At 73.2% G+C, this 23,156-nt stretch carries 21 protein-coding genes and 1 pseudogene; 11 read left to right on the plus strand and 11 right to left on the minus strand.

Annotation, left to right across the window (positions count from 1 at the left end; translation table 11 throughout):
- Positions 1-95, plus strand: a 95-nt coding sequence (locus tag ACIQCH_RS36870; RefSeq protein ID WP_402588499.1) for a transposase, incomplete at its 5' end; no start/stop codon positions are given.
- 166 nt (positions 96-261) lie between these two features.
- On the opposite strand, the gene ACIQCH_RS36875 is transcribed toward ACIQCH_RS36870, so the two are convergent.
- The 5 genes and pseudogenes from ACIQCH_RS36875 to ACIQCH_RS36895 form a co-directional block, all read right to left on the minus strand.
- Positions 262-1,479, minus strand: a complete 1,218-nt coding sequence (locus tag ACIQCH_RS36875; protein WP_402588463.1) for a hypothetical protein — start codon at positions 1,477-1,479, stop codon at positions 262-264.
- Positions 1,480-1,492: 13 nt separating this feature from the next.
- Positions 1,493-1,753, minus strand: coding sequence for a hypothetical protein (locus ACIQCH_RS36880; RefSeq protein ID WP_402588465.1), 261 nt, complete (start codon positions 1,751-1,753; stop codon positions 1,493-1,495).
- 26 nt (positions 1,754-1,779) lie between these two features.
- Positions 1,780-2,028 (minus strand): ABC transporter permease, encoded by a 249-nt coding sequence (locus tag ACIQCH_RS36885; RefSeq protein WP_402588501.1) that lies wholly within the window; start codon positions 2,026-2,028, stop codon positions 1,780-1,782.
- A 315-nt stretch (positions 2,029-2,343) separates the two neighbouring features.
- Positions 2,344-2,475: pseudogene (locus tag ACIQCH_RS36890) on the minus strand (AraC family transcriptional regulator); the annotation flags it as partial.
- Positions 2,476-2,605: 130 nt separating this feature from the next.
- Positions 2,606-3,130 carry an RICIN domain-containing protein gene (locus ACIQCH_RS36895; protein ID WP_402588467.1) on the minus strand — a complete coding sequence of 175 codons (525 nt, stop codon included), beginning with the start codon at positions 3,128-3,130 and terminating at the stop codon, positions 2,606-2,608.
- Positions 3,131-3,806: 676 nt separating this feature from the next.
- Here ACIQCH_RS36895 and ACIQCH_RS36900 point away from each other — a divergent pair.
- Positions 3,807-4,643 carry a hypothetical protein gene (locus ACIQCH_RS36900; protein WP_402588469.1) on the plus strand — a complete coding sequence of 279 codons (837 nt, stop codon included), beginning with the start codon at positions 3,807-3,809 and terminating at the stop codon, positions 4,641-4,643.
- Positions 4,644-4,859: 216 nt separating this feature from the next.
- On the opposite strand, the gene ACIQCH_RS36905 is transcribed toward ACIQCH_RS36900, so the two are convergent.
- Entirely contained in the window at positions 4,860-7,904 is a 3,045-nt protein-coding gene (locus ACIQCH_RS36905) for an aminotransferase (RefSeq protein ID WP_402588471.1), read from the minus strand.
- A 121-nt stretch (positions 7,905-8,025) separates the two neighbouring features.
- The gene (locus tag ACIQCH_RS36910) at positions 8,026-8,466 is read right to left on the minus strand and encodes an Lrp/AsnC family transcriptional regulator (RefSeq protein WP_402588473.1); all 441 of its coding nucleotides are present in this window, start codon (positions 8,464-8,466) and stop codon (positions 8,026-8,028) included.
- Between the two features lie 408 nt (positions 8,467-8,874).
- Between ACIQCH_RS36910 and ACIQCH_RS36915 the strand changes: the two genes are divergently transcribed.
- The gene (locus ACIQCH_RS36915) at positions 8,875-9,300 is read left to right on the plus strand and encodes a hypothetical protein (RefSeq protein ID WP_402588474.1); all 426 of its coding nucleotides are present in this window, start codon (positions 8,875-8,877) and stop codon (positions 9,298-9,300) included.
- Between the two features lie 170 nt (positions 9,301-9,470).
- Here ACIQCH_RS36915 and ACIQCH_RS36920 read toward each other — a convergent pair whose 3' ends face one another.
- Entirely contained in the window at positions 9,471-9,677 is a 207-nt protein-coding gene (locus ACIQCH_RS36920) for a hypothetical protein (protein ID WP_402588476.1), read from the minus strand.
- Positions 9,678-9,899: 222 nt separating this feature from the next.
- On the opposite strand from ACIQCH_RS36920, the gene ACIQCH_RS36925 reads away from it, so the two are divergent.
- The 6 genes from ACIQCH_RS36925 to ACIQCH_RS36950 all read left to right on the plus strand — a co-directional run bounded on the left by ACIQCH_RS36925 (position 9,900) and on the right by ACIQCH_RS36950 (position 14,590).
- A complete protein-coding gene (locus ACIQCH_RS36925) occupies positions 9,900-10,703 on the plus strand; it encodes an ASCH domain-containing protein (RefSeq protein ID WP_402588478.1) in 804 nt (267 codons plus the stop codon).
- Positions 10,704-10,890: 187 nt separating this feature from the next.
- Complete coding sequence (locus ACIQCH_RS36930) at positions 10,891-11,142, plus strand: hypothetical protein (protein WP_402588480.1); 252 nt, start codon at positions 10,891-10,893, stop codon at positions 11,140-11,142.
- 219 nt (positions 11,143-11,361) lie between these two features.
- Positions 11,362-11,787 carry a hypothetical protein gene (locus ACIQCH_RS36935; protein ID WP_402588482.1) on the plus strand — a complete coding sequence of 142 codons (426 nt, stop codon included), beginning with the start codon at positions 11,362-11,364 and terminating at the stop codon, positions 11,785-11,787.
- A gap of 553 nt (positions 11,788-12,340) precedes the next feature.
- Entirely contained in the window at positions 12,341-12,625 is a 285-nt protein-coding gene (locus tag ACIQCH_RS36940; RefSeq protein ID WP_402588484.1) for an antibiotic biosynthesis monooxygenase, read from the plus strand.
- 208 nt (positions 12,626-12,833) lie between these two features.
- Positions 12,834-13,475, plus strand: coding sequence for a HEAT repeat domain-containing protein (locus ACIQCH_RS36945; protein WP_402588486.1), 642 nt, complete (start codon positions 12,834-12,836; stop codon positions 13,473-13,475).
- A gap of 101 nt (positions 13,476-13,576) precedes the next feature.
- On the plus strand, positions 13,577-14,590 hold the full coding sequence (locus tag ACIQCH_RS36950; RefSeq protein WP_402588488.1) for a HEAT repeat domain-containing protein: 1,014 nt from the start codon (positions 13,577-13,579) through the stop codon (positions 14,588-14,590).
- 129 nt (positions 14,591-14,719) lie between these two features.
- Here the strand turns inward: ACIQCH_RS36950 and ACIQCH_RS36955 are convergent, their stop codons facing one another.
- The 3 genes from ACIQCH_RS36955 to ACIQCH_RS36965 all read right to left on the minus strand — a co-directional run bounded on the left by ACIQCH_RS36955 (position 14,720) and on the right by ACIQCH_RS36965 (position 20,696).
- Positions 14,720-16,537 (minus strand): methyltransferase, encoded by a 1,818-nt coding sequence (locus tag ACIQCH_RS36955; protein ID WP_402588490.1) that lies wholly within the window; start codon positions 16,535-16,537, stop codon positions 14,720-14,722.
- A gap of 304 nt (positions 16,538-16,841) precedes the next feature.
- Positions 16,842-18,053, minus strand: a complete 1,212-nt coding sequence (locus tag ACIQCH_RS36960) for a 4-hydroxybenzoate 3-monooxygenase (protein WP_402588492.1) — start codon at positions 18,051-18,053, stop codon at positions 16,842-16,844.
- A gap of 153 nt (positions 18,054-18,206) precedes the next feature.
- Entirely contained in the window at positions 18,207-20,696 is a 2,490-nt protein-coding gene (locus ACIQCH_RS36965; protein WP_402588494.1) for a M4 family metallopeptidase, read from the minus strand.
- Positions 20,697-21,208: 512 nt separating this feature from the next.
- On the opposite strand from ACIQCH_RS36965, the gene ACIQCH_RS36970 reads away from it, so the two are divergent.
- Entirely contained in the window at positions 21,209-22,108 is a 900-nt protein-coding gene (locus ACIQCH_RS36970) for a hypothetical protein (RefSeq protein WP_402588496.1), read from the plus strand.
- Positions 22,109-22,490: 382 nt separating this feature from the next.
- Positions 22,491-22,925 (plus strand): hypothetical protein, encoded by a 435-nt coding sequence (locus ACIQCH_RS36975; protein ID WP_402588497.1) that lies wholly within the window; start codon positions 22,491-22,493, stop codon positions 22,923-22,925.
- Positions 22,926-23,156 lie beyond the last annotated feature (231 nt).

The following is a 23,156-nucleotide window of genomic DNA, read 5'->3' on the forward strand; positions in this document are numbered from 1 at the left end:
ACTTCTGGTCCCCCAGTTACTTCGCCGCGTCCTGCGGCGGCGCACCGCTGGAGATCATCAAGGAGTACATCGAGAACCAGAAGCGACCCGACTGAGCGTTACGACAGAGACGCAGAGCACTCCGGCGCTCCGCGCCTCCGAGCCGAGGACCACATTCCTCCCGAGCCCTAAAGGGCCAGGATTCCTTTGGAGATCACGTTGAAGACCCCGCTCACCGGGTGGGCGACCCCTGTGGCGGGCGGAGACGCCTGGTTCACGGGGTCAGGGACCGATGCCGAAGTGCACGTACCGGGGTTCGACGTTGCGGCGGTCGGAGCCGCCCTGGAGCGTGTAGCCGGAGGCCACCCACTCCGAGGACTCGGGGTGGTGGCGGCGGCAGCTGAGGTAGTCGCCCCACTTGCCGGCCAGTGGCCCGTGCGTGCTCGTGCCGGTGACGGCCAGCCGCCACTCACCCCCGTCGCGGAAGCCGACGACGTGCGTGGGGTGCCGCGGGCCACCGCCGAGGAAGAGCGAGACCCCGACGATCCCCTGGGCGTTCGGGCAGGCCGCGGGCTGGGCGTAGGCGGACTCCTGGCTCCAGATGTCGGGCTCCTCGACCAGGGCCTGGGTGGTCCAGTCGACCACCGCGCCCTTGACGTAGGGCAGGGGTCGTCCGGACCGGGGACCCGCCGTCCACAGGAAGCCCGCGCGGGTGCCGCTCACCCAGCTGCCGGTGATGCGCGAGTCGGTCCGGGTCAGCCATTCCACGCCCCCGGGGCCGGGGGCACTGTACGGATCGCGGGTCCACTGGCTTACCTGTACGTCGAACGAGCCCACCGTGTTGGAGCCGTCGGGCCAGCCGTACACCCGCAGGGTCCGGCCGCCGTTGTGGCTGGCGAAGAACATGCTCCCGGCCGCGCCCTGGGTCAGGCGCAGGGATCCGTTCTTCGTCGTCGACCACCACTGGTAGGTCAGCGCCGTGCCGGCCTGCAGGGTGTCGAGGGGCACCTTGAAGGCGAAGGCGCGCTGCCAGGAGCCGGCTGCGTTGAAGCCGTTGAAGGTGACGTACAGGTGGTTCGAACTGAACGCCGCGTCGGGGTAGTCGAACCACAGGTCGGTCCAGGTGGGGTCCAGGTCCCGCGGACCGAAGTCGTGCCACGCCCATGCGGTGGGGTCGGCTCCGGGGGCGTAGGCGACGCGGAAGACGTTGCTCCCGCCCGCGGCGGCGTACTGCAGGATCCAGACCCAGATGTCCCGACCCGGTTCGTAGAGGACGATCTGGTCGCAGCAGAAGCCGCCCGCTGCCGGGGGCAGCGCGTCGTACGGGTTGATCAGGGTCCACGCCGCTCCGTCGTCGGTGCTGCGGCCGGCGAACCAGTTGCCGGTGATGAAGACGTCCTCGTGGGACGTCGCGACGGTCGGCTCGTGGATGGTGCTCGTCTGGACGCCGGTGGCGTCGTCGTCGAGGCCGATGTTCCGGATGAGGCGGACCTGAGCCATGGCTCTACCTCCGTCAGTGCTCCTCGGGCTCGTCGAGCTCCTTCGGAATGGATTCGGGCACCTGGTCCTGCCGGGGGCCCATGGGCTTCCTGCGCCGGCCCATCGCGTCCTCCCGGGCGTCGAACTCCTCGGGGGTCGGTGTGTACTGGGCCGCCTCGGCCAGTGCCCTGGCCCGCTTTCCGGGCTTGGCCAGGGACTTCGGCTTGCGGGTCCGGCCCACGTTCGCTTCCTCCGCCGCGTACGGGGGCCCCTCGGGCCGCTTCTCCTCCGACATCGGGCAGCCTCCTGCTCCTGGTGGACTCACTGGGTGCCTGGGTGCAGTGCCCTGGCCCGGCGCCACTCGCTCCGCGCGAGCAGCGAGAACGTGAGGGTTCCGCACACGGCGAGGCCGACGATGATCCATTCGAGCGCGCCGCTGTGCTGGTCGGGGTCGACCCCGAAGACCTCATCGATCCAGTCGCGCCAGATCAGGGTCACGATGAGAAGGATTCCGCATATCGCGGCGGCGATCGCCTCGATCCAGCCGCGCACGCGCACGTCACGCATCATCTTGCGCACCCTTCAGGGTGTATGCCACGACGGGGTCGCCCCACCATCGGGGCAAGAGTGAGGGTGCCGCCCGTGGGCCGGGCGGCGACGGCCCGTCGGCGGAAACCGCCGTCGGGCACGGGCGGCGGCGACGATGGCGCCGCCCCCGCGCACGGGCCGAGGACTCACTCTCAGTAGGCGCCCTGCCCCTGCGCCTGTCAAACGCATGCGCGCGGGCCCGCACGCGTCGGGTGTCCTCCGCGCGGAGCGTCTCGGCATGACGGCTGCTCAGGACCGGTCCAGGACGGCGGCAGCGGCGGCAGCGGCGGGCCGGGGCTACGCGAAGGCGGGCCCCTCAGGGGTGGTGCGGGCGCGGAAGGTGCGGCGGTAGGTGTCCGGAGGGACGCCGATGGTGCGCTGGAAGTGGCGGCGCAGGGTGGTGGCGGTTCCCATGCCGGTCGCGGTGGCCCGCCACTTCCGGGCGGTGAGTTGCCGTTCCGGGCGGCCGCCTCGGTCGTCCCCCCGACGGCATCTGCCGGGGCGGGACGGCGCGGGGCGGGCGGGGCCCTTCGCGCCCCCGGCCCGGCCCGGCGGAGTGCTACTCCAGGGCGGCGACGTCCCACAGGTCGAAGAGCGAGTTGCGGTCGCGGTCCGAGCACGGGTACTGGATGAGCCAGGCGCCCTGGTGGGAGCCGCCCGCGTAGTTCAGGCAGTTCACGGAGGACGCGGACGGCTGGAACTGCCAGTAGTCGTTCCAGTCGACGCCGACGGTGTTGAAGAACGAGTCCGAGTTGCTGCAGTAGTAGATGAGGATCCGGTCGCCGGTGTGGTCGCGGCCGTACTGGTTGTTGATGCACAGGTCCGGGTGCGCGGTGGACTGGATCTTGATGTAGTGGCTGCCCACGTGGATGAGGTTCCACTTCTGGGCGTCGGTGCGGTTGCACGTCCACGCCTGGAGCGGGGTTCCGGGGGTGAAGTTGCTGTTCGGGACGTCCAGGCAGTACCCGTCCGGGTTGTCTATCTGGATGCCGTGCCGGTCGGCGGCCTGCGCCGGAGAGGCCGCGAAGGCCAGACCGGCCACGGCCGCGGCGGCGGTGACGAGTGCTGCGAGGCGCTTGCGCACGAGGAGTCTCCCGTAGAGGTGTGGTGGGCAGGGGGCGGCCCGTCGCCCGTCCCCTGGAGGCCCGACCGGCCGGTGACGTCGTCCGTCCGCCGATGAGCCGGGCTGGAACGTAGCGCAGCTCGGGCACCGTCCCGGGGGGCCACGGGTCCCAGGGACGTCCCGAGACGGTCAGGACCGGCTGACCAGCGGTTTGGGATCGCGGCGAGGGCGGCGGGAAAGGGCGGGGTCCCTCCGCGGGACGGCGGGCAGGGCCACTGGGGCGAGCTTCGGGTCGTCCGCCTCGCACCACCTGCCCCACCCCGACGGCGTACGCATGATCCTGGGCCTCGGCCACGACCAGGGCACGCCCGCGTACCTCGGCCGCTGGGACGGCACCGCGCTCACCGTCCGCGAGATCGGCGACCGACACGGTCGTCGTCGGGGTCGAGGACCTCCGCCACGACGACGGCCCCACGGAGCACTGGCTGCTGGACGCCCGTACCCTCCGCCCGCTCGACCGGATCGACTACCCGCGCCCGACCGACGGGTGCGTCACCGGCCTGGGCGACGGCACCTGGCTCACCACGGACCCGGACGGCACCACCCTGCGGCGCTGGCGCGCCGGCCTCCCCGGACCGGGTGGCCGAGGGGTCCGGTGGGCTGGGTAGGTTGGACGCACCGTCGAAGGAGATGATCGATGTCCGGCCGCCCGCGTGTCCTGTTCGTCACCGACCTCGCCTATCAGGCGAGGGGCCGGCGGTACTGCGACGAGGACGTCTTCCTGACGTCCAGGCTGCGCACCGACTTCGACCTCGCCTCCTGCCACCCCCTGGACGCCGCGGCGCTGATGGACGCCTTCGACGCCGTCGTGGTCCGCAACAGCGGCCCCGTGCTGCACTACCAGGAGGCGTACGACGCCTTCCGCGCGCAGGCCCTGGCCGGCGGCACGCCGGTCTACAACCCGTTGTGCGGCCGCGGCGACATGGCGGGCAAGCAGTACCTGCTGGACCTGACCGCCGCCGGGTACCCGGTCATCCCCACCGTCGACCGGCCCGCGGACCTGCACCGGCTGCCCGAGGCCGGCCAGTACGCGGTCAAGCCGAAGGCGGGCGCCGACTCCATCGGACTGTCCTTCGTGTCGCGCGAACGGCTGGGCGACCTCGCCTTCGGTGACGTCCTCGTCCAGCCGCGCATCGACTTCCGCTACGAGGTGTCCTTCTACTACGTCGACGACGCCTTCCAGTACGCCCTGTACGCACCGGATCCCGAGAAGCGCTGGGTCCTGGAGCCCTACGAGCCCACCGAGGCCGACCTGGCCTTCGCCCGGCGCTTCATCGCCTGGAACACCCTCGACCACGGCATCCAGCGGGTGGACGCCTGCCGCACCGCGGGCGGCGGGCTGCTGCTCGTCGAACTCGAGGACCTCAACCCGTACCTGTCGCTGGAGCTGGTGCCCCACCGGACGCGCGAGGCCTTCGTGACCGCCCTGACGGAGTCCCTCCACCGCTTCCTGGACGCCCACCCCCGCCCCTGACGCCCGCCGGTCCGGCCGGCCCGCGGATCCCGCGGGGATGGGTGAGGGCCCCGACCGGCCGGGGGGAGGGCCGGCCGGGGCGCGCCTTGGACTGCCGGGGGGGGAAGGCAGCCAAGGCGGTCGGAGGAGGCTGCGGGCCCGGGTGCCGGGGCGCCCCCGGGGCCCCGCCCAGGAGTGCGTGTTCCGCAGCCGTACCCGGTGAACGCTCGGCCGGCCTCAGGAGTTCCGCTCGCGGGACGTACCGGAGCGGGGGGCGCGGTGGCCGAGCTCGGTCAGGGCGCGGTCGAGGGTGGTCGTGAAGAAGTCGACCGCGGCGGCGTCGATGCAGAGCGGGGGCTTGATCTTCAGGATGTTGAGGTGGTCGCCGGTGGGCTGGACGATGACTCCGAGGTCGAGCATGCGGTCGCAGAGCTCGGCGGTCTCCTCGGTGGCGGGTTCCAAGGTGGCGCGGTCGCGGACGAGTTCGAGGCCGAGGTAGAGGCCCGAGCCGTGCACCGCGCCGATGAGGGGGTGGTGGTCGGCGAGGGCCTGGAGGCCGGCCTTGAGGCGGCCGCCGGTGCGTACGGCATTGCCCTGGAGGTCCTCGTCGCGCAGGGCGTCCAGCACGGTCAGGCCGGCGATGCTGGAGACGGGGCTGCCGCCGGTGGAGGAGAAGAAGTAGCCCTGGTCGCGGTAGCGGTCGGCGATCGCGCGGCTGGTGATCACGGCGCCGAGGGGGTGGCCGTTGCCCATGGCCTTGGCCACGCACACGATGTCGGGGACCGCCCGCTGCTGCTCGAAGCCCCAGAACCAGGTGCCCAGCCGGCCGTAACCGACCTGGATCTCGTCCGCGACGGCGAGTCCGCCGTGCCGGCGGACGGCGGCGTAGACCTGCTGGAGGTAGCCGTCGGGGAGGGCGACGCCGCCGGCGTTGCCGTAGTAGGACTCGCTGAGGAAGGCGCCCGCCGGGCGGCCGGCGGCGGCCAGCTCGTCGATGGCCCGGACGGCCTCCGGGGCGTAACGGGAGGCCTGGGCGCCGCGGTGGCGGCCGCGGTAGGAGTTCGGCGAGTCGACGGTGTGGACCCAGGCGGGTCGGGTGGCCAGGGCGTTGGGGTTGTCCTGGAGGGAGGTGGACACGGCGTCGGAGGCGTACGTCCACCCGTGGTAGGCCTCGCGCAGGGCGACGACGTCGTGGCGTCCGGTGGCGCCGATGGCGAGGCGGATCGCCAGGTCGACGGCCTCGGAGCCGGAGTTGACGAGGAAGACCGTGTCGAGGGGGTCGGGCAGCAGCGCGGCGAGGCGTTCGGTGAACTCGACGACGGAGGCGTAGTGGAAGCGGGAGTTGGTGTTGAGCCGGCGCAACTGGCGTGCGACCGCCCGCTCGACGCGGGGGTGGGCGTGGCCGAGCGGGGTGACGTTGTTGACCATGTCCAGGTACGAGCGGCCGTCGGCGCAGACCATGTGGTGCCGCCAGCCGCGTTCCATGCGGGGCGGGCGGTCGTAGTAGTGCCCCTGGACACCCGCGAACGAGGCCTCGCGGCGCGCGAGCAAGTCGGGCTGCCGGGCGGTCGTGGCGGTGGGGGCGGGTGTGACGGGCAGGCCCAGGAGCGGGGCGGGGTCGGCGGTGAGCGCGAGCCAGCCGGGGGCGTACTCGGGCCGGACGAGCGGCGGGACGGCCGGGGCGTCGGGGCGCCGGAGGCCGATGTGGAGGCGGGTGCCGGCGGGGAGCGCGGCGATGCGGTCGCCGGCGCGGACCGGTGTGGTGGGGGCCGGTGTGGTGGCAGGGGCGCCGGAGGGTCCGGTGGTGGGGAGGTCGGGCTCGATCGTGTCGGGGAACGACAGGTGCAGGGTGTGGGGGCCGTACGTGAGGGCGGCATGCCCGGGCCCGGCGGCCAGGACCTCCCCGTCACGGGGTGCCAGGAGGACGGCGGGGCCGTCGAGCCACAGGTCGGTGCCGGTGGCCACGGTGGCGGGCGAGGTGGCGGCCAGGGCCGGGGCCGCGGGGAGCCGCACGCGCCCGTACTCGGTGGCGACCGCGCCGGCCCCCTCGGAGAGCAGGGCGGCCGCGCAGCGTTCGTCGGCCGCATCCGCCAGCCAGGCACCGTGGTCCATGGCGTCGGATTCCACGGACAGGTCGAGCACGGTGACGGCGGCGGGCTCCGGTCCGGACACCAGGGGCCGGACGGGCGCGGGGACGGCGGCCGGCGGCCGGGCCGTGCCGAGCGTCTCGGCGATCAAGCCGGTCATGACCGCCACCGGTACGGCCGTGGCCTGCTCGAACACGCGCCACTCGCGGTCGAGGGCGGCGTTGACGTAGGCGTTGTCGCCGTCGACGGCGGCCTGGTGGCGTCCGCTGACGACCAGGGTGGCGGCGCGGAGCACGACCAGCGGCCACAGCGCCCGTGCCTCGTCGGCGGACAGCGGGCGGACCTCGTGGAAGGCGCGGACCGCGGGCAGGACGTGGTGCGGCTCCATGCCGTCGTGGTGGAGCATCGAGGACAGCGGTATCGCCAGCTCGCACACCGCCCAGGTGTCCGTCAGGTCGCCGAAGTCGATGATGCCGTCGGGCAGCGGCACGGGACCGTCGGGCGAGCGGACGAGGTTGTCGTCGGTGAGGTCGAGGTGGACGGCCTGGCGCGGCAGCCGGTCGGCGACCTCCGTGAGGGCCGCCCAGGCCTCGGCGGCCGCGGTGGCGACGGCGGCCCGGCGCTCGGCCTCGGGCACGTGGCCCAGGAGCGCGGCGACCACGCGGTCGGCGTGGCGGGGGTCCCATTGCAGGACGCGCTCCAGGCCCGGGTGCCCGAACCCGCTCAGGGTGGCGCTGACCCGGCCGGCGATGCGGCCCATGGCGGCGACCGTGGAGGGCGGCAGGTGGCGGGGGCCCGAGAGCGTGCCGCCCGGCAGGTGACGCAACAGGCGTGCGGTGACCCGGCCGTCGTCGGTGGGCACGGTGGCCGCCTGCCGGCTGCCGTCGGCCGCGCGCAGGACGGTGGCCAGGCGGAGGGTGGGGTGCGCGTCGGCGATCAGGTCGGCGGCGGCGTCCTGGGCGGCGATCTCCGTCGTGGTGAACGCCGGGTTGGCGATCTTGAGTACGGCCGCGGGCGCCCCGTCGTCGCGGGTCAGCAGGAAGTTGGCGTCCTGCTGGCTGCCCAAGGACTCGGCGCGGACCACGAGGCCGAAGTGCTCGGCGGCGATCCGCCGGGCCCGGTCGGGCGTCACGCGGGGGGCGGGCAGGGCCTGGCGGGAGAAGAAGTCCACGGTCGTGGGCTGGTCGTACGTCATGCCGGAACCTCGGCTGCTCGAAGGCGGGAAGGAGGGGAAGCGCCGCGGCGGGAGGACGGCGGGGGCCGGTCCCCGCGGGGCCACGCGGACGCGGTCGACGTCCCCGTCGGTCGACGTCCGGTCAGTGGACGTCCCACAGGAACCGGTGCGTGTGGATCCCGAAGTAGGGGAAGCTCTCCACCGCCGCGACGCCCTCGATGGGACGTACGACGTCGTTGACGAAGTCCAGCAGGTCGTGCGGACGGCGGCAGACGGCCTCGGCGAACAGGTCGAAGGTGCCGGAGGTGAGGACGGCGTAGACGATCTCGTCGTGGCGGGACAGCTCGTCCGCCACCGCTCGCGGGTCGCCGTCCACGCGCAGGCCGAGGAGGGCCATGGTCTGGCCGCCCATGGCCATCGGGTCGGTGACTCCGACGACCTGCACGGCTTTGGCGTCGATCAGCCGCTGCAGGCGCTGGCGGGCAGCCGACGGCGACAGGCCGACCTTCGGGCCGAGCTCGGCGTACGGGATCCGTCCGTCCACCTGCAGCTCACGCAGGATCGCCCGATCGACGTCGTCCATGGCGCTCACCTCCAGTACGCATCCAGCTAACCATGCGCTCGAATCGTACGCAATCAGCTCGGCACATGCTCGAATCACGTGCCGCAACAATCGATTCGAGCGTCTGCCGGAGCCATCGGCCCCGTCGCCCGTTCGCCGACGGCATCGACGAGCCGGTCCATGGCCTCCACCCGCCCGGACCAGCCCCTCTCCGGCTGCTGCCGGCGGGGGCGGCATCGACGTCAGCACGTCGGGTTTGTCAAGTCCCGTATTGCAGTGGCGTGACGATGCCGCACGGGTGGGGTTTATTTGAAGTACGCCCCCACCGGAGAAAACAACCGGAAATCCGGGGCGGAAAATCTCCCTCAGATCAAAGGAAGAGGGCGGTTTTCACCTTTCCCTTCCCGATTTCCCGAGTGGAGAATTCCGATGTTCGAGCGCATCCTTTCCCGTCGTATCGTCCTGGCCGGCGCCTCCGTGGCCCTGGTGGGAGGCGGCATCGCCCTCCCCGCCACCGCGATGGCCGCCCCCGCCGCCGCACCGCAGGGCGTGGTCTCGCTGGCCCACGCCGACAGCGCGGACGGCATCGGAACCAGCGGCGACTCCAACGCCGAGAACACCACCGTCGGCGGCACCGCCACCGGCGGGAGCGCCAACACCGGCGGCAACACCTGCAAGGGCAAGTGCACCATCACCACCGGCAACGCCACGGGCGGCGACGCCAGCGCGGACGCGGTCAACACCGGCGACGCCACCTCCGTCAGCGGCGACGCCACCGGCACCGGCGGCACGGTGTCGAAGGCCGACATCAAGAAGCAGGTCAAGGCGGAACTCAAGGCCAAGCTCGGCAAGTAGGACCGCCCAGCCGCCCGGCGCCCCCTCCCGGGGGGCACCCGGCAGAAGGTCCGCAACGGAGGAGCGGGGGGGGGGGGGGGGGGGGGGGGGGGGGGGGGCCCCCCCCCCCCCCCCCCCCCCCCCCCCCGCTCCTGCCCGCGATACGCGCCCACCTCCAGGACGCGGAGCCGTCAGGCGATCGGCTGCCTGCTCCCGTCGGGCAACGCGCAGACCGCGCCCCCGCCGGGGCTCGTCGAGATCTGTCCGCCCGCGACCGTGCAGGCCTCCCTGGTGATGGGCGGCGGCGTGGCGGCCTGGGCGGTGACGGTACCGACTGCGCTCACGCCGGCCAGGGCCGCCACGCTCAGGACGAGGCCCAGCCTCCTTGGCACACGCATGGCTTCCTCCTCTCGGGCAGCCCGTTCGCCCCTCCCCCGGGGACGGGCTCCGGGCCGACGTCGCCCCACCTCCCAGCATGGGCGACGTACCGGCCGCCCGCGAGGCGCACCCGCAGCCGGCGCCGGGACCGCCCGCGCCCAAGGCAGCCGAAATCCCGTGGAGCCCACCTGCATGGCGTGGAATGATCTTGGTGACCGCTGACTGAGGAGAAGGCTGAAAACGTGTACGTACCGTCATCTGCGCGAGCTCTCGATGATGACGAGCGTGAGCTCGTGGAGCTGGCACGCCGCACCATAGACGCGCACACCGACGCCGGGCCCGACGAAGACGGGATCCACACGATGGGTGCTGCGGTCATGGCCGCCGACTATCGGATGTTCGCCGGCGTGAACCTCTACCACTTCACCGGCGGCCCTTGCGCCGAACTCGTGGCCCTGGGAGCCGCACGAGCCCAGGGCGCCCGCCAGATGCGCTGCATCGTTGCCGTGGGAAACCACGGGCGGGGGGTCGTCGGCCCGTGTGGTCGTGACCGGCAGGTCTTCGTGGACTACTACCCCACCATGCGTGTCATCGTGCCCACGCCCGCGGGGCCCAGGTCCGTGCTCGCCGCCGACCTGATGCCGCTGACTCAGCGATGGACCCCGGAAGGCATGGACGGTCTCGACCCGTCGCTCTACCAAGACCCCGAGACGGCCGGTCCCCCGATCATCCGGTTCAACCCCCGCTACCTCGAAGCCGTCCGCTCCGGCGCCAAGACCAAGACCACCCGCTTCCGGGACCCGGCCCAGCTCGGGCCGGCACGGCTGGTGTTCGAGAGCGACCCCGAAGTCGTCCTGCCGGCAGACGTGACCGACATCAGGCGCTGCCTGGTCAGCGACCTCACCAACCAGGACGCCCGAGCCGAGGGACTGACGACCGCAACCGAACTCCGGGAAAGCCTCGAGGGCCACTACCCGGATCTGGCGGGAACCGACGAGGTCGACGTCATCACCTTCCGGACCGACGACAAGACAGGCGCCGCTTAGACCGTTGAGGCACCGGCGACGACGCAAGGTCACGACCAGCACGGGACCCCGTCGCTTCCGGCAGCACCGCCCGAGCAAGCAGGGCGCGCAGCCCACTCGACGGGTGGCTCCTCGACGCCACCGGCATCGAGGAGCTGGTGGTGGTGGACGCTCGCACACAAAATCGAACATGTGTTTCCATTGGAAGGTGAGAGCTCCGTTCCGCTTCCCCGAGGACCTGATCGCGCTGCAGGTGGCGTGGTCGCGCACGTACGCCGCCCTCGCCGAGGCCCCGGCCGGGGCGACCGCGCTGCGGCGCCGGCTGATCGCCCTGTCCGGTCGCCTGTACTCCCACCCCTACTGGACCTCGCCCCCAGGGAGCCGACGGGCCGGCGCCGTCGAGTTGCGACGGGCCGCCCACGCGGTCGCGGAGGCGGACGCGGGACGCGAGGCCGCCTGAAGCGGGCCGGTCCGGTACGGGTCGCTTCCGTCAGGTTCGGTTCGGTTTGTCAAGTCCCGTATTGCAGTGGCGTGACGGTGGCGGACGGGTGGGGTTTATTTGAAGTACGCCCCCACCGGAGAAAACAACCGGAAATCCGGGGACGGAAAATCTCCCTCAGGCCAAGAAAAGGGGGCGGTTTTCACCTTTCCTTCCCGATATCCCGAGTGGAGAATTCCGATGTTCGAGCGCATCCTTTCCCGTCGTATCGTCCTGGCCGGCGCCTCCGTGGCCCTGGTGGGAGGCGGCATCGCCCTCCCCGCCACCGCGATGGCCGCCCCCGCCGCCGCACCGCAGGGCGTGGTCTCGCTGGCCCACGCCGACAGCGCGGACGGCATCGGAACCAGCGGCGACTCGAACGCCGAGAACACCACCGTCGGCGGCACCGCCACCGGCGGGAGCGCCAACACCGGCGGCAACACCTGCAAGAACAAGTGCACGATCATCACGGGCAACGCCACGGGCGGTGACGCCAGCGCCGACGCCGTGAACACCGGCGACGCCACCTCCGTCAGCGGCGACGCCACCGGCACCGGCGGCACCGTCTCCAAGAAGGACATCAAGAAGCAGGCCAAGGCAGAACTCAAGGCCAAGCTCGGCAAGTGACCCCACCCGCTCCCCCGCTCGGGGACACGCCAGGGCGGCTCACGCCCGGCGCCACGGCCCCCGGAGAGGCAACCGGCCCCTCCGGGGGCCGCATGCGTACGGCCCGGTGCGAGCGTGCTCGGCGACGGCCTGCGCATCAGCCGGGAGGCGTGCGACGGGGCCCGTGGACGTAAAGGGCCCCGACCGGCCCGGGGGGGGTGGGCCTGGTCGGGGCCTGGCCCCGACCGGCAGGGGGGGGAAGCCTGTCGGGGCGGTCCAACGGTGTGGGCACCGGGAAGGGTGGTCGCCTCACGGCGAACGGGCGCTGCGGGGCTTCAGCCGAACGATCTTCCCCGCAGGCTACGGTCGGGCCCGGGGACACAGTCCCTTCCCGTACCCACACCTGCATGAACGGTCAACCACCCCGAGATGTTCCCGGCCACCCGCAGGGTCCGGTCCGGAGCACCCGGTGCACCCCTCCGGGTGGCTTCCCCTCCCGCGCGAGCGGCACGTGCACGGGGGCGGGTATGTCCTCTCGCGCAAGACGACCTCGGGACCGCGAAGGAGATCAGTCGTGTACGCAGTCGTGCGCCGGTACGAAGGGGTGACCGATCCCGCCGAAGCGGGACGCCGGGTGGCGGAGGGGTTCGTCCCCCTCCTGCGCCAGGTCCCGGGATTCGTGGCCTACTACTGGGTCGACGCCGGCGACGGCGTGATGCTCTCGACCAGTGTGTTCGAGGACCGTGCCGGAGCCGAGGAGTCGGTCAAGAGGGCGGCGGACTTCGTACGGGACCACCTCGCCGCCCTGCTGCCCAACCCTCCGCAGGTCACCGCCGGCCCGGTGATGGCCACGGGGTAGCGGCCGCGGCACGCGAAGCGGGCGGGCACCTGCCTCCGGGCCCGCGGCCGGGAGGCAGGTGCCCGTGCCCGCGGCCGTGCCGGCGGCCGCGGCCGTCGGCGGGGCGTCGGCGGGGACCGTGCGGCTTGACCTTGACACCGTGACAAGGTCTTCACTGCTGCGCAGGAGGTGGTCCCCGGTGATCATTCGGGCAGAGGAAGACGACGCAGTGCGCGCACTCCGAGGGCTGGAGAGCGCGGTTGCGTCGGTACGGCTGCGGGCGGCCCTGGCCCTGGGCTCGACCACGGATTCCCGTTGGGTCGGGGTACTGATCGAACGGTGCGCGGTCGAGCCCGACTTCCAGGTGCGGGAGATGCTGACGTGGGCGCTGACCCGGCACGCGGCATCGGTGACGGTCCCCGGGCTGGTCGACGCGCTCGGCTCGCGGCGCGCACAGGCACGCAGTCAGGCCCTGCACACGTTGTCGAAGATCGCGGACCGGCGGGCGTGGCCGGCGATCACGCGCGCCCTGCTGACGGACGCCGACGACGAAGTCGCGCGCAGCGCCTGGCGGGCGGCGGTCGTCCTGGTGCCCGAGGACGACGCGGCCGCGCTGGCCGAGGTACTGGCCACCCAACTCGGACGCGGCGGGCAGCAGACGCAGTTGAGCCTGAGCCGAGCGTTGGCGGCCCTCGGTGAGGCCGTCGCCGGGCCGGTCCTGCGCGCCGCGCGGTCGGATCCGGCCGCCGGGGTGCGCCAGCACGCGATCGCCACGCAGCAACTGGTGCGCGACCCTGATGCCGGGTTCGGTTTCGCCGTCGAGGAGGCCAAGCGGATCGCGGCCCTGGGCCCGACGGCGCGGGAGGAGTGACGGGGGCATGCACGGAGGAGTGACGAGAGGGGTGGCGAGCAGGTGACCATGGGGGTGCCGCGAGGCGTGGCGCGTGGGGTGGCGGGCGGAGTGAGCGGGACGTGCTGATCGGTGAGGTGGCGCAGCGGTCCGGGGTCAGCGCCCGGATGCTGCGCCACTACGAGTCGCTCGGGCTGCTCCGGCCGACGGAGCGCACCGGGGCGGGCTACCGGGAGTACTCGGGCGAGGACATCCGGCGCATCTTCCACATCGAGAGCCTCAGGTCGCTGGGGCTGTCGCTGCGGGACGTCGCGCGGGCGCTGGACGATCCCGGCTTCGAGCCCTCGGAGCTGATCGAGACCCTGGTGGGCCGGACCCGTGAGCGCATCGCGGCCGAGACGGAGCTGCTGACCCGGCTCGAGCGGATCGGCGCCGCGGACCCGGCCGGCTGGGAGGACGTCCTGCGCAGCGTCGCGCTCCTGCACGCCCTGACCTCGGACGACCCGGCGCAACGGCAGCGTGCGGCCCTGTCGGCCGCCGACGGGGCCGGGGGCGGGGTGCCGGTGGAGGCCCTGGTGGAAGCCGCGCTCGGCGAACGGGATCCCCACGTCGCCGGAGCGGTCCGCTGGGCCCTGGCCCGCTCCGCCGACGGCGCGGCACTGCCCCTGCTGGCGCAGGCACTGACGTCGCCGGCCGCCGAGGTGCGTCGACGCGCCGTGCAGGCCCTCGCCGAACTCCCCGGCGAGGGCACGACGGCGCTGCTGCGGGACGTCCTCGCCGACACCGACCCGGTCTGCCGCCGGCGCGCGGCGGTGGCGCTGGCGGCGCGGGGGCTGGCCGACGCCGTCCCCACCCTGACCGACATGGTCACCGAGCCGACCGGCGACGTCGAAGCAGCCGACGCGCTGGGCGTGTTGGCGGGCGATCCCGCCCTCGCGGAACGCATCGTCACCGGACTGGTCGACCGCCTCGGGCACGGCTCCGCCGCGCCGTCGGCCCGGCTGCGGCTGGCTCAGGCCCTGGCCGACATCCCCGGCCCCACCGCCGCCCGCGCCCTCACCGACCTCGCGCGCGACGCCGACCGCACCGTCGCGCTCACCGCCGACTACGTGCTGCACCTGCGGCGGGCACCGTGACCGAGGGCGGGCCGCCAGCGGTGCGGACCCGGCGGGAAGCACCGTGACCGATCGCGTGCCGCCCGCGGTGCGGACACGGCGGTCGTCGAACGCCGGAGCCGCGGGGCCGGGCCCCGCCAGGGGCGGCGGTCAGGACCTGCGGGCGTGCAGGGCGTGGGCGCCCAGCGGCAGCGGGGTGTGGCCGACCGATCGGAGTCCGCAGTCCTCCAGCAGCCGGGCGTAGTGGTCCGCGGTGCGCTCGCGGCCACCGGTGTTGCACATCATGTGCAGGTCCCAGGCGGTGGCCAGCGAGGGGCTGCCGTCGCGGGGCAGGAGGCGTTCGACGATCAGGAGGTCGGCGTGCGCGGGCATGGCGTCGGCGCAGTGCCGGAGGATGCTGCGGCACCGGTCGTCGTCCCAGTCGTGCAGGACGCGGGAGAGGACGTAGACGTCACCACCGGGGGGTACGTCCGCGAAGTCCCCCGCCCGGAAGGCACAGCGGCCGTCGGCGCCCGTGGCGGCCAGCCGGGTGCGGGCCGCCTCGAGCACCTCGGCACGCTCGAGGAGGACGCCGCGCAGGGTGGGGTGGGCGGTCAGGACGCGGGCCAGGAGTTCCCCGGTGCCGCCGGCGACGTCGACGACGGTGCGCGCGGGGCCGGGGGCGGTGGCGGCGGCCGTGAGGACCGGGTGGGCGGGCAGGGGGTCGAAGATGGCGGCGCTCGAGGCCATGGACCGGTCGAAGAGGGCGGCGAGTTCGGGGTGGCGGGCGAAGTAGTCGAAGTGGTTCTCGCCGTAGAGGTACTCGAAACCCGGCTGTCCGGTGCGCACGGTGTGGGCCAGGTGGACGAACGACTGGTAGAAGGGTCCCCCGTACATCAGTGCCAGGGGCCGCATCGAGGCGGGGGCTCCCGCGTCCAGGAGCGCGCCGGCGCCGGTGAGGCGGAATCCGTCCGGGCCCTCGCTGACGACGCCCAGCATGTCGAGGTAGCGCAGCAGTGTCGCCAGGCTCTGCGGGTGGGCCCCGACGGTACGGGCCAGCTCCTCGACGGTGACGCCGGTGTGGCGGTCCATGGACTCGGGCAGCCGCAGGCGCGCGCAGGTGGCCAGGGCCTGCGTGGTCCAGGCGCCGGTCATGAGGCGCAGGAGCGTTTCCGCCGGCTGGGTCCCGTCCGACCGCGCTTGGTCGGGACGGGCTCGGTCGGGAAGGGTTCGGTCCGCGCGGGCTCGGTCCGGACGCCGTGCGCCGTCCGGGGCGGGGTGGTGGGCCAGGTGCTCGGCGAGCACGTCACGATGGTCGCCGGCGGCGTAGAGCTCCACGCGCCGGTACCCCGTCTTCGTGGCGGCGGGGGCGGTGAAGTAGAACACGGTCCCGTCCTCGTGCGGGTTGTAGCCGCCGCCGTCGGGCGCCGCGCCGTGGCGCGCGAAGCCGGCCAGCAGCCCGCGCAGGACCAGCGGATCGGGTCGTACGACGTCGAAGGCGAGGTGTGCCTCGTGTTCGAAGGCGCGCTCCTCGGCGGCGATCCGGGACAGCTCGGAACCCGGTGGCACGGTCAGCGCGAACACCTCGACCGCCCGGTCCTCTCCGGCGGGGCCGCGTACCTGGGGCCGGAGAATCCTTACGTCAAGATCTACGGTGTCGCGGCGGTGGCGGTCGGCCAGGCGCCGGCGGACCACGACGCTGGGGCGCGCCTCGGCGTCGGTGCTCAGGCCGCAGGCGGCGAGCTCCGTGCGGAGGGTGTCCTCGTCGGGCGGGAAGACGAGCACGGCGGCGTGCGCGAAGCGGCACCGGTCGGTCAGTGCCCGCAGTTCGGGGCCGTCGAGGCCGGGCAGGACGCGCGAGAGCAGGACGGCGGTGTCCTGCGCCCGGACGAACCGGGCCGTCGCGTGCAGTCGTGCCACGTCCTCGTCGACGACGTCAGCGACGTCGGTGGCACCGTCGGTCGGTGCCGGCGGTGCGGTCGCGGGCATGGCGGAGGGGCGCATGGTGTGCATTCACTGTCCGTGGTCGAAGGAAGGGGAGCTGCCGGGACCGGTGGCGGGCAGGGGCAGCCCTCGGGCGGGCCCGGGCGTGGTCGGGCCGGGGTGCAGGGGTCGATGACGGTGAGCAGCGGAAGAGCGGGGGCGGAAACGGGTTCCGGGAGGTGCGCGGGAAGCCGCGGGAAGGGATCGGGGAACGGCACGGCACGTGCGGGAGGGCGAGTGGGAAGGGTGCCAGGGCGGCGGGAGTACGCGGGGGAGGCGGCGGGCGGCGCCGGGAGGTGGGCGCGACCGCTCAGACGCCGACGTAGTTCTCGGCGAACCAGTCCTGTTGGGCGCGCGAGGTGCGCAGTGCGGCGATGCGGGCGCGCCGCAGGCCTTCCTGGAAGGGGGCGGAATCCTCGGAGTCCGGGGTGCCGTGGAGCAGGCGGACCATCCAGTGCGAGAACTCCTGCGCGCGCCAGATGTGGGCCAGGCACCGCCGCGAGTAGTGCTCCAGGGCTTCCGGACGCCCGTGCGCGAGGGCGTCGGTGAGGGCGTGGGCGAGGACCTCGGCCTCCAGCACCGCCAGGTTGGCGCCCTTGGCGGCGGACGGACTGATCAGGGCGGCGGCATCACCGACCAGGAACAGGTGTCCGTGGCGCAGCGGTTCCAGCACGTCGGACTCGAGGTGGACGACGGAGCGTCGGACGATCCGACCCCGCAGCAGCGGGCCGTAGCGGGCCGCTCGCATGCGCACGGCGAGTTCGTCCCAGATCGCGTCCTCGCTCCACGCGTCGGTGCGGGCGCCGGGTTCGCACTGCAGGTAGTAGCGGGTGATCTCACGGGAGCGCGCCATGTGGCCGGCGAATCCGCGCGGGTGGACGGCGTAGCCGACGGCGTCCAGGCTCGGTGGCGCCTCGGCGAGCAGGCCGAGCCAGGAGACGCCGTGGTCGCGGTGGTGGCAACGGACCGCGCCCGGCGGGAGCGAGCGCCGCCCGGCCCCGTGGCGGCCGTCGCAGGCGGCCACGTACCGGGCCCGCCATCTTCCGGGGCGCCCGTCGCCCTCGCGTACCATCACCGCGGGGGTCGGGCCGTCCGCGTCGCGGACGGCGAGGGCCTCGGTCTCGAAGTCGATCCGCCCGCCGGCGTCGAGGTAGCTCGCCAGGAGGTCGGTGACCAGGTCCTGTTGGGGGTAGACGGTGTGCGGCTCGCACGGTCCGAGGCTCGTGTAGTCGAGGCGGAAGCGGCCGTCCTCGGTGCGGAACTCGCAGACCCCGTGCCGCTGTCCGCGCCGGCGCAGTCCCTCGTCCAGACCGTTGCGCTCCAGGATGCGCACGGTGTTCGGGGCGAGGAAGCCGGCCCGTGCCCTGGTCCGGACGTGCTCGCGTCCGGCGCGTTCCAGGACGACGCAGTCGATCCCGGCGCGGAGTAAGAGGTTGCCCAGCACCAGGCCCGCGGGCCCGGCACCGAGGATCACCACATCAGCCGAGTCCTGAGCGACCCGGTCGTACCGACTCTCTGTCACAACGGTGGATCATAGGCAGCGAATACGACCTGACCCGACGAAGATCACCCGAATGCCCCGTGACGAGAGAAAAGGATTCTTCCGGTGTCGCGTCGGGCGAGGGGGCGGGCCCGGCCCGTGGGCCGGCCCCGCCCCCGTGGGTCACCGGTCAGGTCAGCAGGTCCCGGCCGGCCGGTCACGGACGACGAGGTCCGTCGAGCCCGTGGTCGCGTCGAGCCAGACGACCTGACGGCCCGCGCCCGCCGCCGGGTAGCTCTGCTCGCCCCGGTTGCAGGAGACCCGCTCGCGGCGGGAGCCGTCGGTGGTCAGCTGCCAGAGCTTGGGCAGCGACTCGTTGCGGTACCGCGTGTCGGGCGTCAGGCCGACTACCGTCAGCGCCTCCTGCGAGACCGTCAGGTCGGTGGCGATGAGCGCCCCCGGCTTGTGCTCGCTGCTGACGGCGGCCGCGTGGGTCCCGTCCAGGGCCGCGCTCATGATCGTCAGCTGCCCCGAGTCGTTGTCGTCGGCGTCGCTCAGCCAGAAGACCTTCTCGCCGTTGATGCCGGTCTGGCCGAGGCCCTGCGGCTCCTCGAGGTTCTCCGCCATCACCGCCTTGCCGGTGACCAGGTCGACGACCTCCACACCGAGCCGGTAGGTGCCGCCCTGCGGGTAGAGCTTGGCGTAGGCGATCTTGTTGCCGCTGATGGAGGGCAGCGCCGTGAGGACGTTCCACTTCCGGCCGTCGGTGAAGACCGGGGCCTTGTCGGTGGGCCGCTGGTAGCCGACGTGGCGGCCGCCGAAGAAGTCGTACTCCTCGAACACGACCGTGTTCTTCTCCACCCGCAGGCCGGAGACGCCCGTCACCGAGCTGTAGAGGGTCTTGATCGGACCGCCCGCGACGGGGCGCGAGAGGATGTCGACCGAGGTGGGACCGTAGGCGGTCCAGACCACGGTCTTGCCGTCGGTCGCCGGGCCGGTGTGGTACCGGCCGTCGTTGGGGCTGATCACCTTGGTGCCGCCGCTGCCGTCCAGGCGGCCGGCGTAGACGGAGTAGGGCTCGGACCCGTCGTCGTTGGACTTAGAGGCCGTCCACCAGCCGCCGCCCGCGCCCACACCGGAGTCGGTGGTGTTCAGCCCGCCGAAGAGGGTGTCGCTGTCCACGCCCAGGGCCTGCTCCCAGCCCGGGACGATGCCGTGGGCGTTGAACGAGCGCTTGACCGTGTTCTGTTGGGCGGCCGTCACGCCGAGGGCCCTGGCCGCGGCGAGCACCGCGTTGCGCGCCTCGGTGAAGCCGTCGATCGGCGTCATGTACTCGGTGAGGGCCTTGTACACGATCTTGTCGGCCAGTGGGCCGCCGAGGTCCTCGCGCATGTCCCACAGCGCGCCCGAGAAGATCGTCGAGTTCAGGTGGACGCCGCCGTTGTCGGTGGCGAACGACACGCCCAGGAAGCTCTTCGAAGTCGTGGCCCCGTCGTTGAGGTTGCGCAGGGCGCAGTCGGCGGCCGCCTTCGTACGGCACAGGTCCTCGCCGATCAGGCCCGCGGCCGGGTCGCCCATCGACGTCCCGCTGGCGGTGACGTCGATCGCGTTGCCGAAGTAGTCGGCGATGGCCTCGTTGAGCGCACCGGACTGGCCGGCGTACACGAGGTTCGCCGAGTGCTCCACGACCCCGTGGGTCATCTCGTGGCCGACCACGTCGGTGTCGGCCGACAGCGGCTTGAACTCGTCGTCCCCGCTGCCGTACACCATCTTGGTGCCGTCCCAGAAGGCGTTGACGTACGGCAGGCCGTAGTACGTCACGCCGACCAGCGAGTTGACGGTCATGCCGGCGCCGTCGAGGCTGTCGCGCCCGTGGCTGTTCTTGAAGTAGTCGTAGACCTGGCCCGCGTTCCAGTGCGCGTCCACGGCACCGGAGTCGGTCGCGACGGCGCCGAACGCGGTGGTCGGGGACGAGAACATCTTGATGCCGGCCGGCCACCTGCCCGAGGCCTCCGAGACCGACTTGCCGCGCGCGTCCCACGTGGCGAGCAGGTTCTTGGTGGTGCCGCGCATCCGGCCGGCGTCGGCCAGGAGGTAGGTGGCGGTGGACGGGTCGTAGGCGACGTCCAGCGAGGTCGTGGCGCCGCTCAGCCTGGTCCCCGACCCGGTCTCGGGGACCAGGCCCGCGGGCACCGGCGGCGGGGCGTCCGCCGTGGGGCCCTCGGCGGTCTCGCCGACCGTACGGGCCGCGGGCGCGGCGATCGTCTTCAGCGCGCTGTACTGGAGCGCGGGGTAGCCGGAGCGGGCGTCGACGTACACCTCTTCCACGACGGGTGCGCCGGAGCCGGCAGCCGTGCCGCGCACCGTGACGCGGTAGGCGAGCACGCCGGCGCCCTTCGGCAGCACCACCAGCCCCTTCGCCTCGCCGGTCAGGCCGGTGGTCGCGGCGTCGTCCTCCGCGCGCGGAGCCCGGCTCCTGTCGAGGACGTCGTCCAGCCGGCGGGCCGTGGCCGCGACGGCGCGCCGGACCGCGAGGTCCTCGCCGATCTGCGGGGTGACGTCGGTACGGAGGGCGGTGAAGTAGTGCCCGGACGTGCCCGTGACCACGCGCTTGCCGTCCCGCTTCTGCATGCGCACCACGTACTGTCCGCCCAGGACGTCGACGCCGCGGTACTTCTGCTGCAACCGGACGGTCTCACCGGTGCGGCCGGTGGTGGTGGTCGCCAGGGGGTGAGATCGCTGCCCGCCCGGGGGATCTTGTAGCGGCTCTTGTGCGCGGCGAGGTGTTGGCGGGCCGCGTCGGCCGGGGCGGCCTTCGCGTCCACGGGCTCGCGGAGGCCCTCGACGAGGACCGGCGTCGCGGTGTCGCGGCCGGGCACGAAGTTCGAGGGTCCGGCGTCGGGGTCGACGGCCCACGCGGGCGAGGCCGGCAGGGCCATCGCGGCGGCCAGCAGGACCGCGAGACCGCCGGCCGATCGGAGCGGTTTCCGCCATATCCGCCTCGTGGCCGGGGTGGTCGCCGACGAGGGCGTGTTGGACTTGGGCAAGGGGTCTCCTCAACCATGGGTGCCTGTCGTGTTGCTGTGAGTCGCCGCCATGCAAGCGCCGCGGGCCGCTCCCCGGCCAGACCCGGGGCCCCCTCGGAACTGGCCACGCACACTTGTGAGGACTCTGTGAAGCGGTTCAGAATCCCCCGCATGATCGATACCGACCGGTATGACCTGACTCCGGCCCGCACGCAGGACGACGACGGGCCGGTCGTCCACGCGGCCGCCGACCCGGCCGATGCACTGCGCACGCTGATCCAGCGCCGCCAGGCGTTCCTCCACCAGGAGTCCGCGGACCTGAAGTCCCTGCAGTACTACGCCGACCGCCTCGCCGACCGACTGCCGCCCGGGCCGGCCGACCCCGAACACCCCGCCCACACCGGTGCCCACACCGGTGCCCTGACCGGCGGCCCGACGGTCGCTGCCCGCCTGGACGCCGTGCTCCGGGCGGCGGAGGCGGAGGTCCTCGTCCTCGACCGGTCGACGTGCCGGCCCCAGGCACCCGGCACCGGGCGGGAGGCGGGAGTGGTGGACTGCGACCGCATCCGCGACCTACTGGCCCGCGGCGTCTCCGTACGGACCGTCACCGACCGCAGGAGCACCGACTTCCCGGCCCGCGCCAAGGCCCTCGTCGCCCTCACCGAGCTCGGCCTGCAGGCCCGGATCGGCGTGCGCCTGCCCACCGGCATGGTCCTCGTGGACCGGAGCAGCTGCCTGCTGCTGCCCTCCGGCGACGACGGGCCGGCCGAGACCGCCCACGTCCTGGGCGGCTTCCTGCTGCACCACGTCGCCCTGCCGCTCTTCGAATCCCTCTGGGCGCGCGCCACGCCCGTCGGCAGCGCGGGCAGCCCGCTGACCGCCGACCAGCGCGAGCTGTTGGGCCTCCTGGCCTCCGGCCTCAAGGACGAGTCGATCGCCCGGCGGTTGGGCGTCCACGTGCACACCGCCCGGCGGCGCATCAGCCGGATGCTCGAGGAGCTGGACGCCGACACCCGCTTCCAGGCGGGCGTCCAGGCCGGCTTCCGCGGCTGGCTCCACCCCGCCCCCTGAACTCCTGAACTCCTGACCGCCTGATCGCCGGGACGCCGCCGACACGTGCCGGCACGTGCAAGGGCGGCCCCGCACTCCCCGAGTGCGGGGCCGCCGCCGTTCACGCGCGCGGGGCGCTCCCTTTCGCAGGGGCACGGGCCGCCGTTCGTCGCGCCGCTCGGCCGCGCCGTCGGGCCGGGAGGCGAGGCTGACGTGCGATCGCCTCCCAGCCGAACCCACACCCGGAACGCATTCGGGAGCGGCATGTCCGATGCGAGCACGGGCCGGATCTGACGGCCTCTCGGAGCGGCTCTGACGTGGGCTTTTCCGGTGAATCTGCCGGGTGGGGTGAACCGTGGCAGGCTGGGAGTGCGTGTTTTGCCCCAGTCAGAAGGAGCACGAAATGGCGACGCAGAGCGCGAGAACGTCCGGTGGCGGTGCGCAAGGGTGGACGGCCGTGTCCGGCTGGACCCTGTTCGCCGGAACCATGATGATCTTCGGCGGTGTCATGGCCGCCTTCGAGGGGATCGCCGCCATCGCCAAGGACGACGTGTTCGTCTCGACGTGGAACTTCACCTTCCAGTGGAGCCTGACCGGCTGGGGCTGGCTGCACCTCATCCTGGGCATCGTGGTGGTGCTGGCGGGCCTCGCCGTCTTCAACGGGGCCACGTGGGCGCGGGTCGTGGGCATCGCACTGGTCGGCCTGTCCATGCTCGCCAACTTCGCCTGGCTGCCCTGGTACCCGTTCTGGGCGATCCTGCTGATCGCCATCGACGGCTTCGTCATCTGGGCCCTGTGCATCGGCCCCAGCAGGGACCGGGAGGCCCTGCGGACCTGAGACGACGACGGCCGGCACCGCTGCCCGCGCGGCTGCGGGAGCGGGAGAGGCACGACGAGGGGTTCCGGCTTCCGGAGGAGGCCGGAACCCCTCGCGCTTCGTGCCCGGGCGTCGCCGGCAGCACGAACTCCTAGGCGGTGGGGGTGGGGGTGGGTCCGGTGTCGAGGAACTCGCGGAGGGCGAAGCCGACCAGGACGATCACGGCGGTCCAGATCACCACCATCATCGTCG

Source organism: Streptomyces sp. NPDC093225, assembly GCF_044753805.1.
GTDB lineage: Bacteria > Actinomycetota > Actinomycetes > Streptomycetales > Streptomycetaceae > Streptomyces.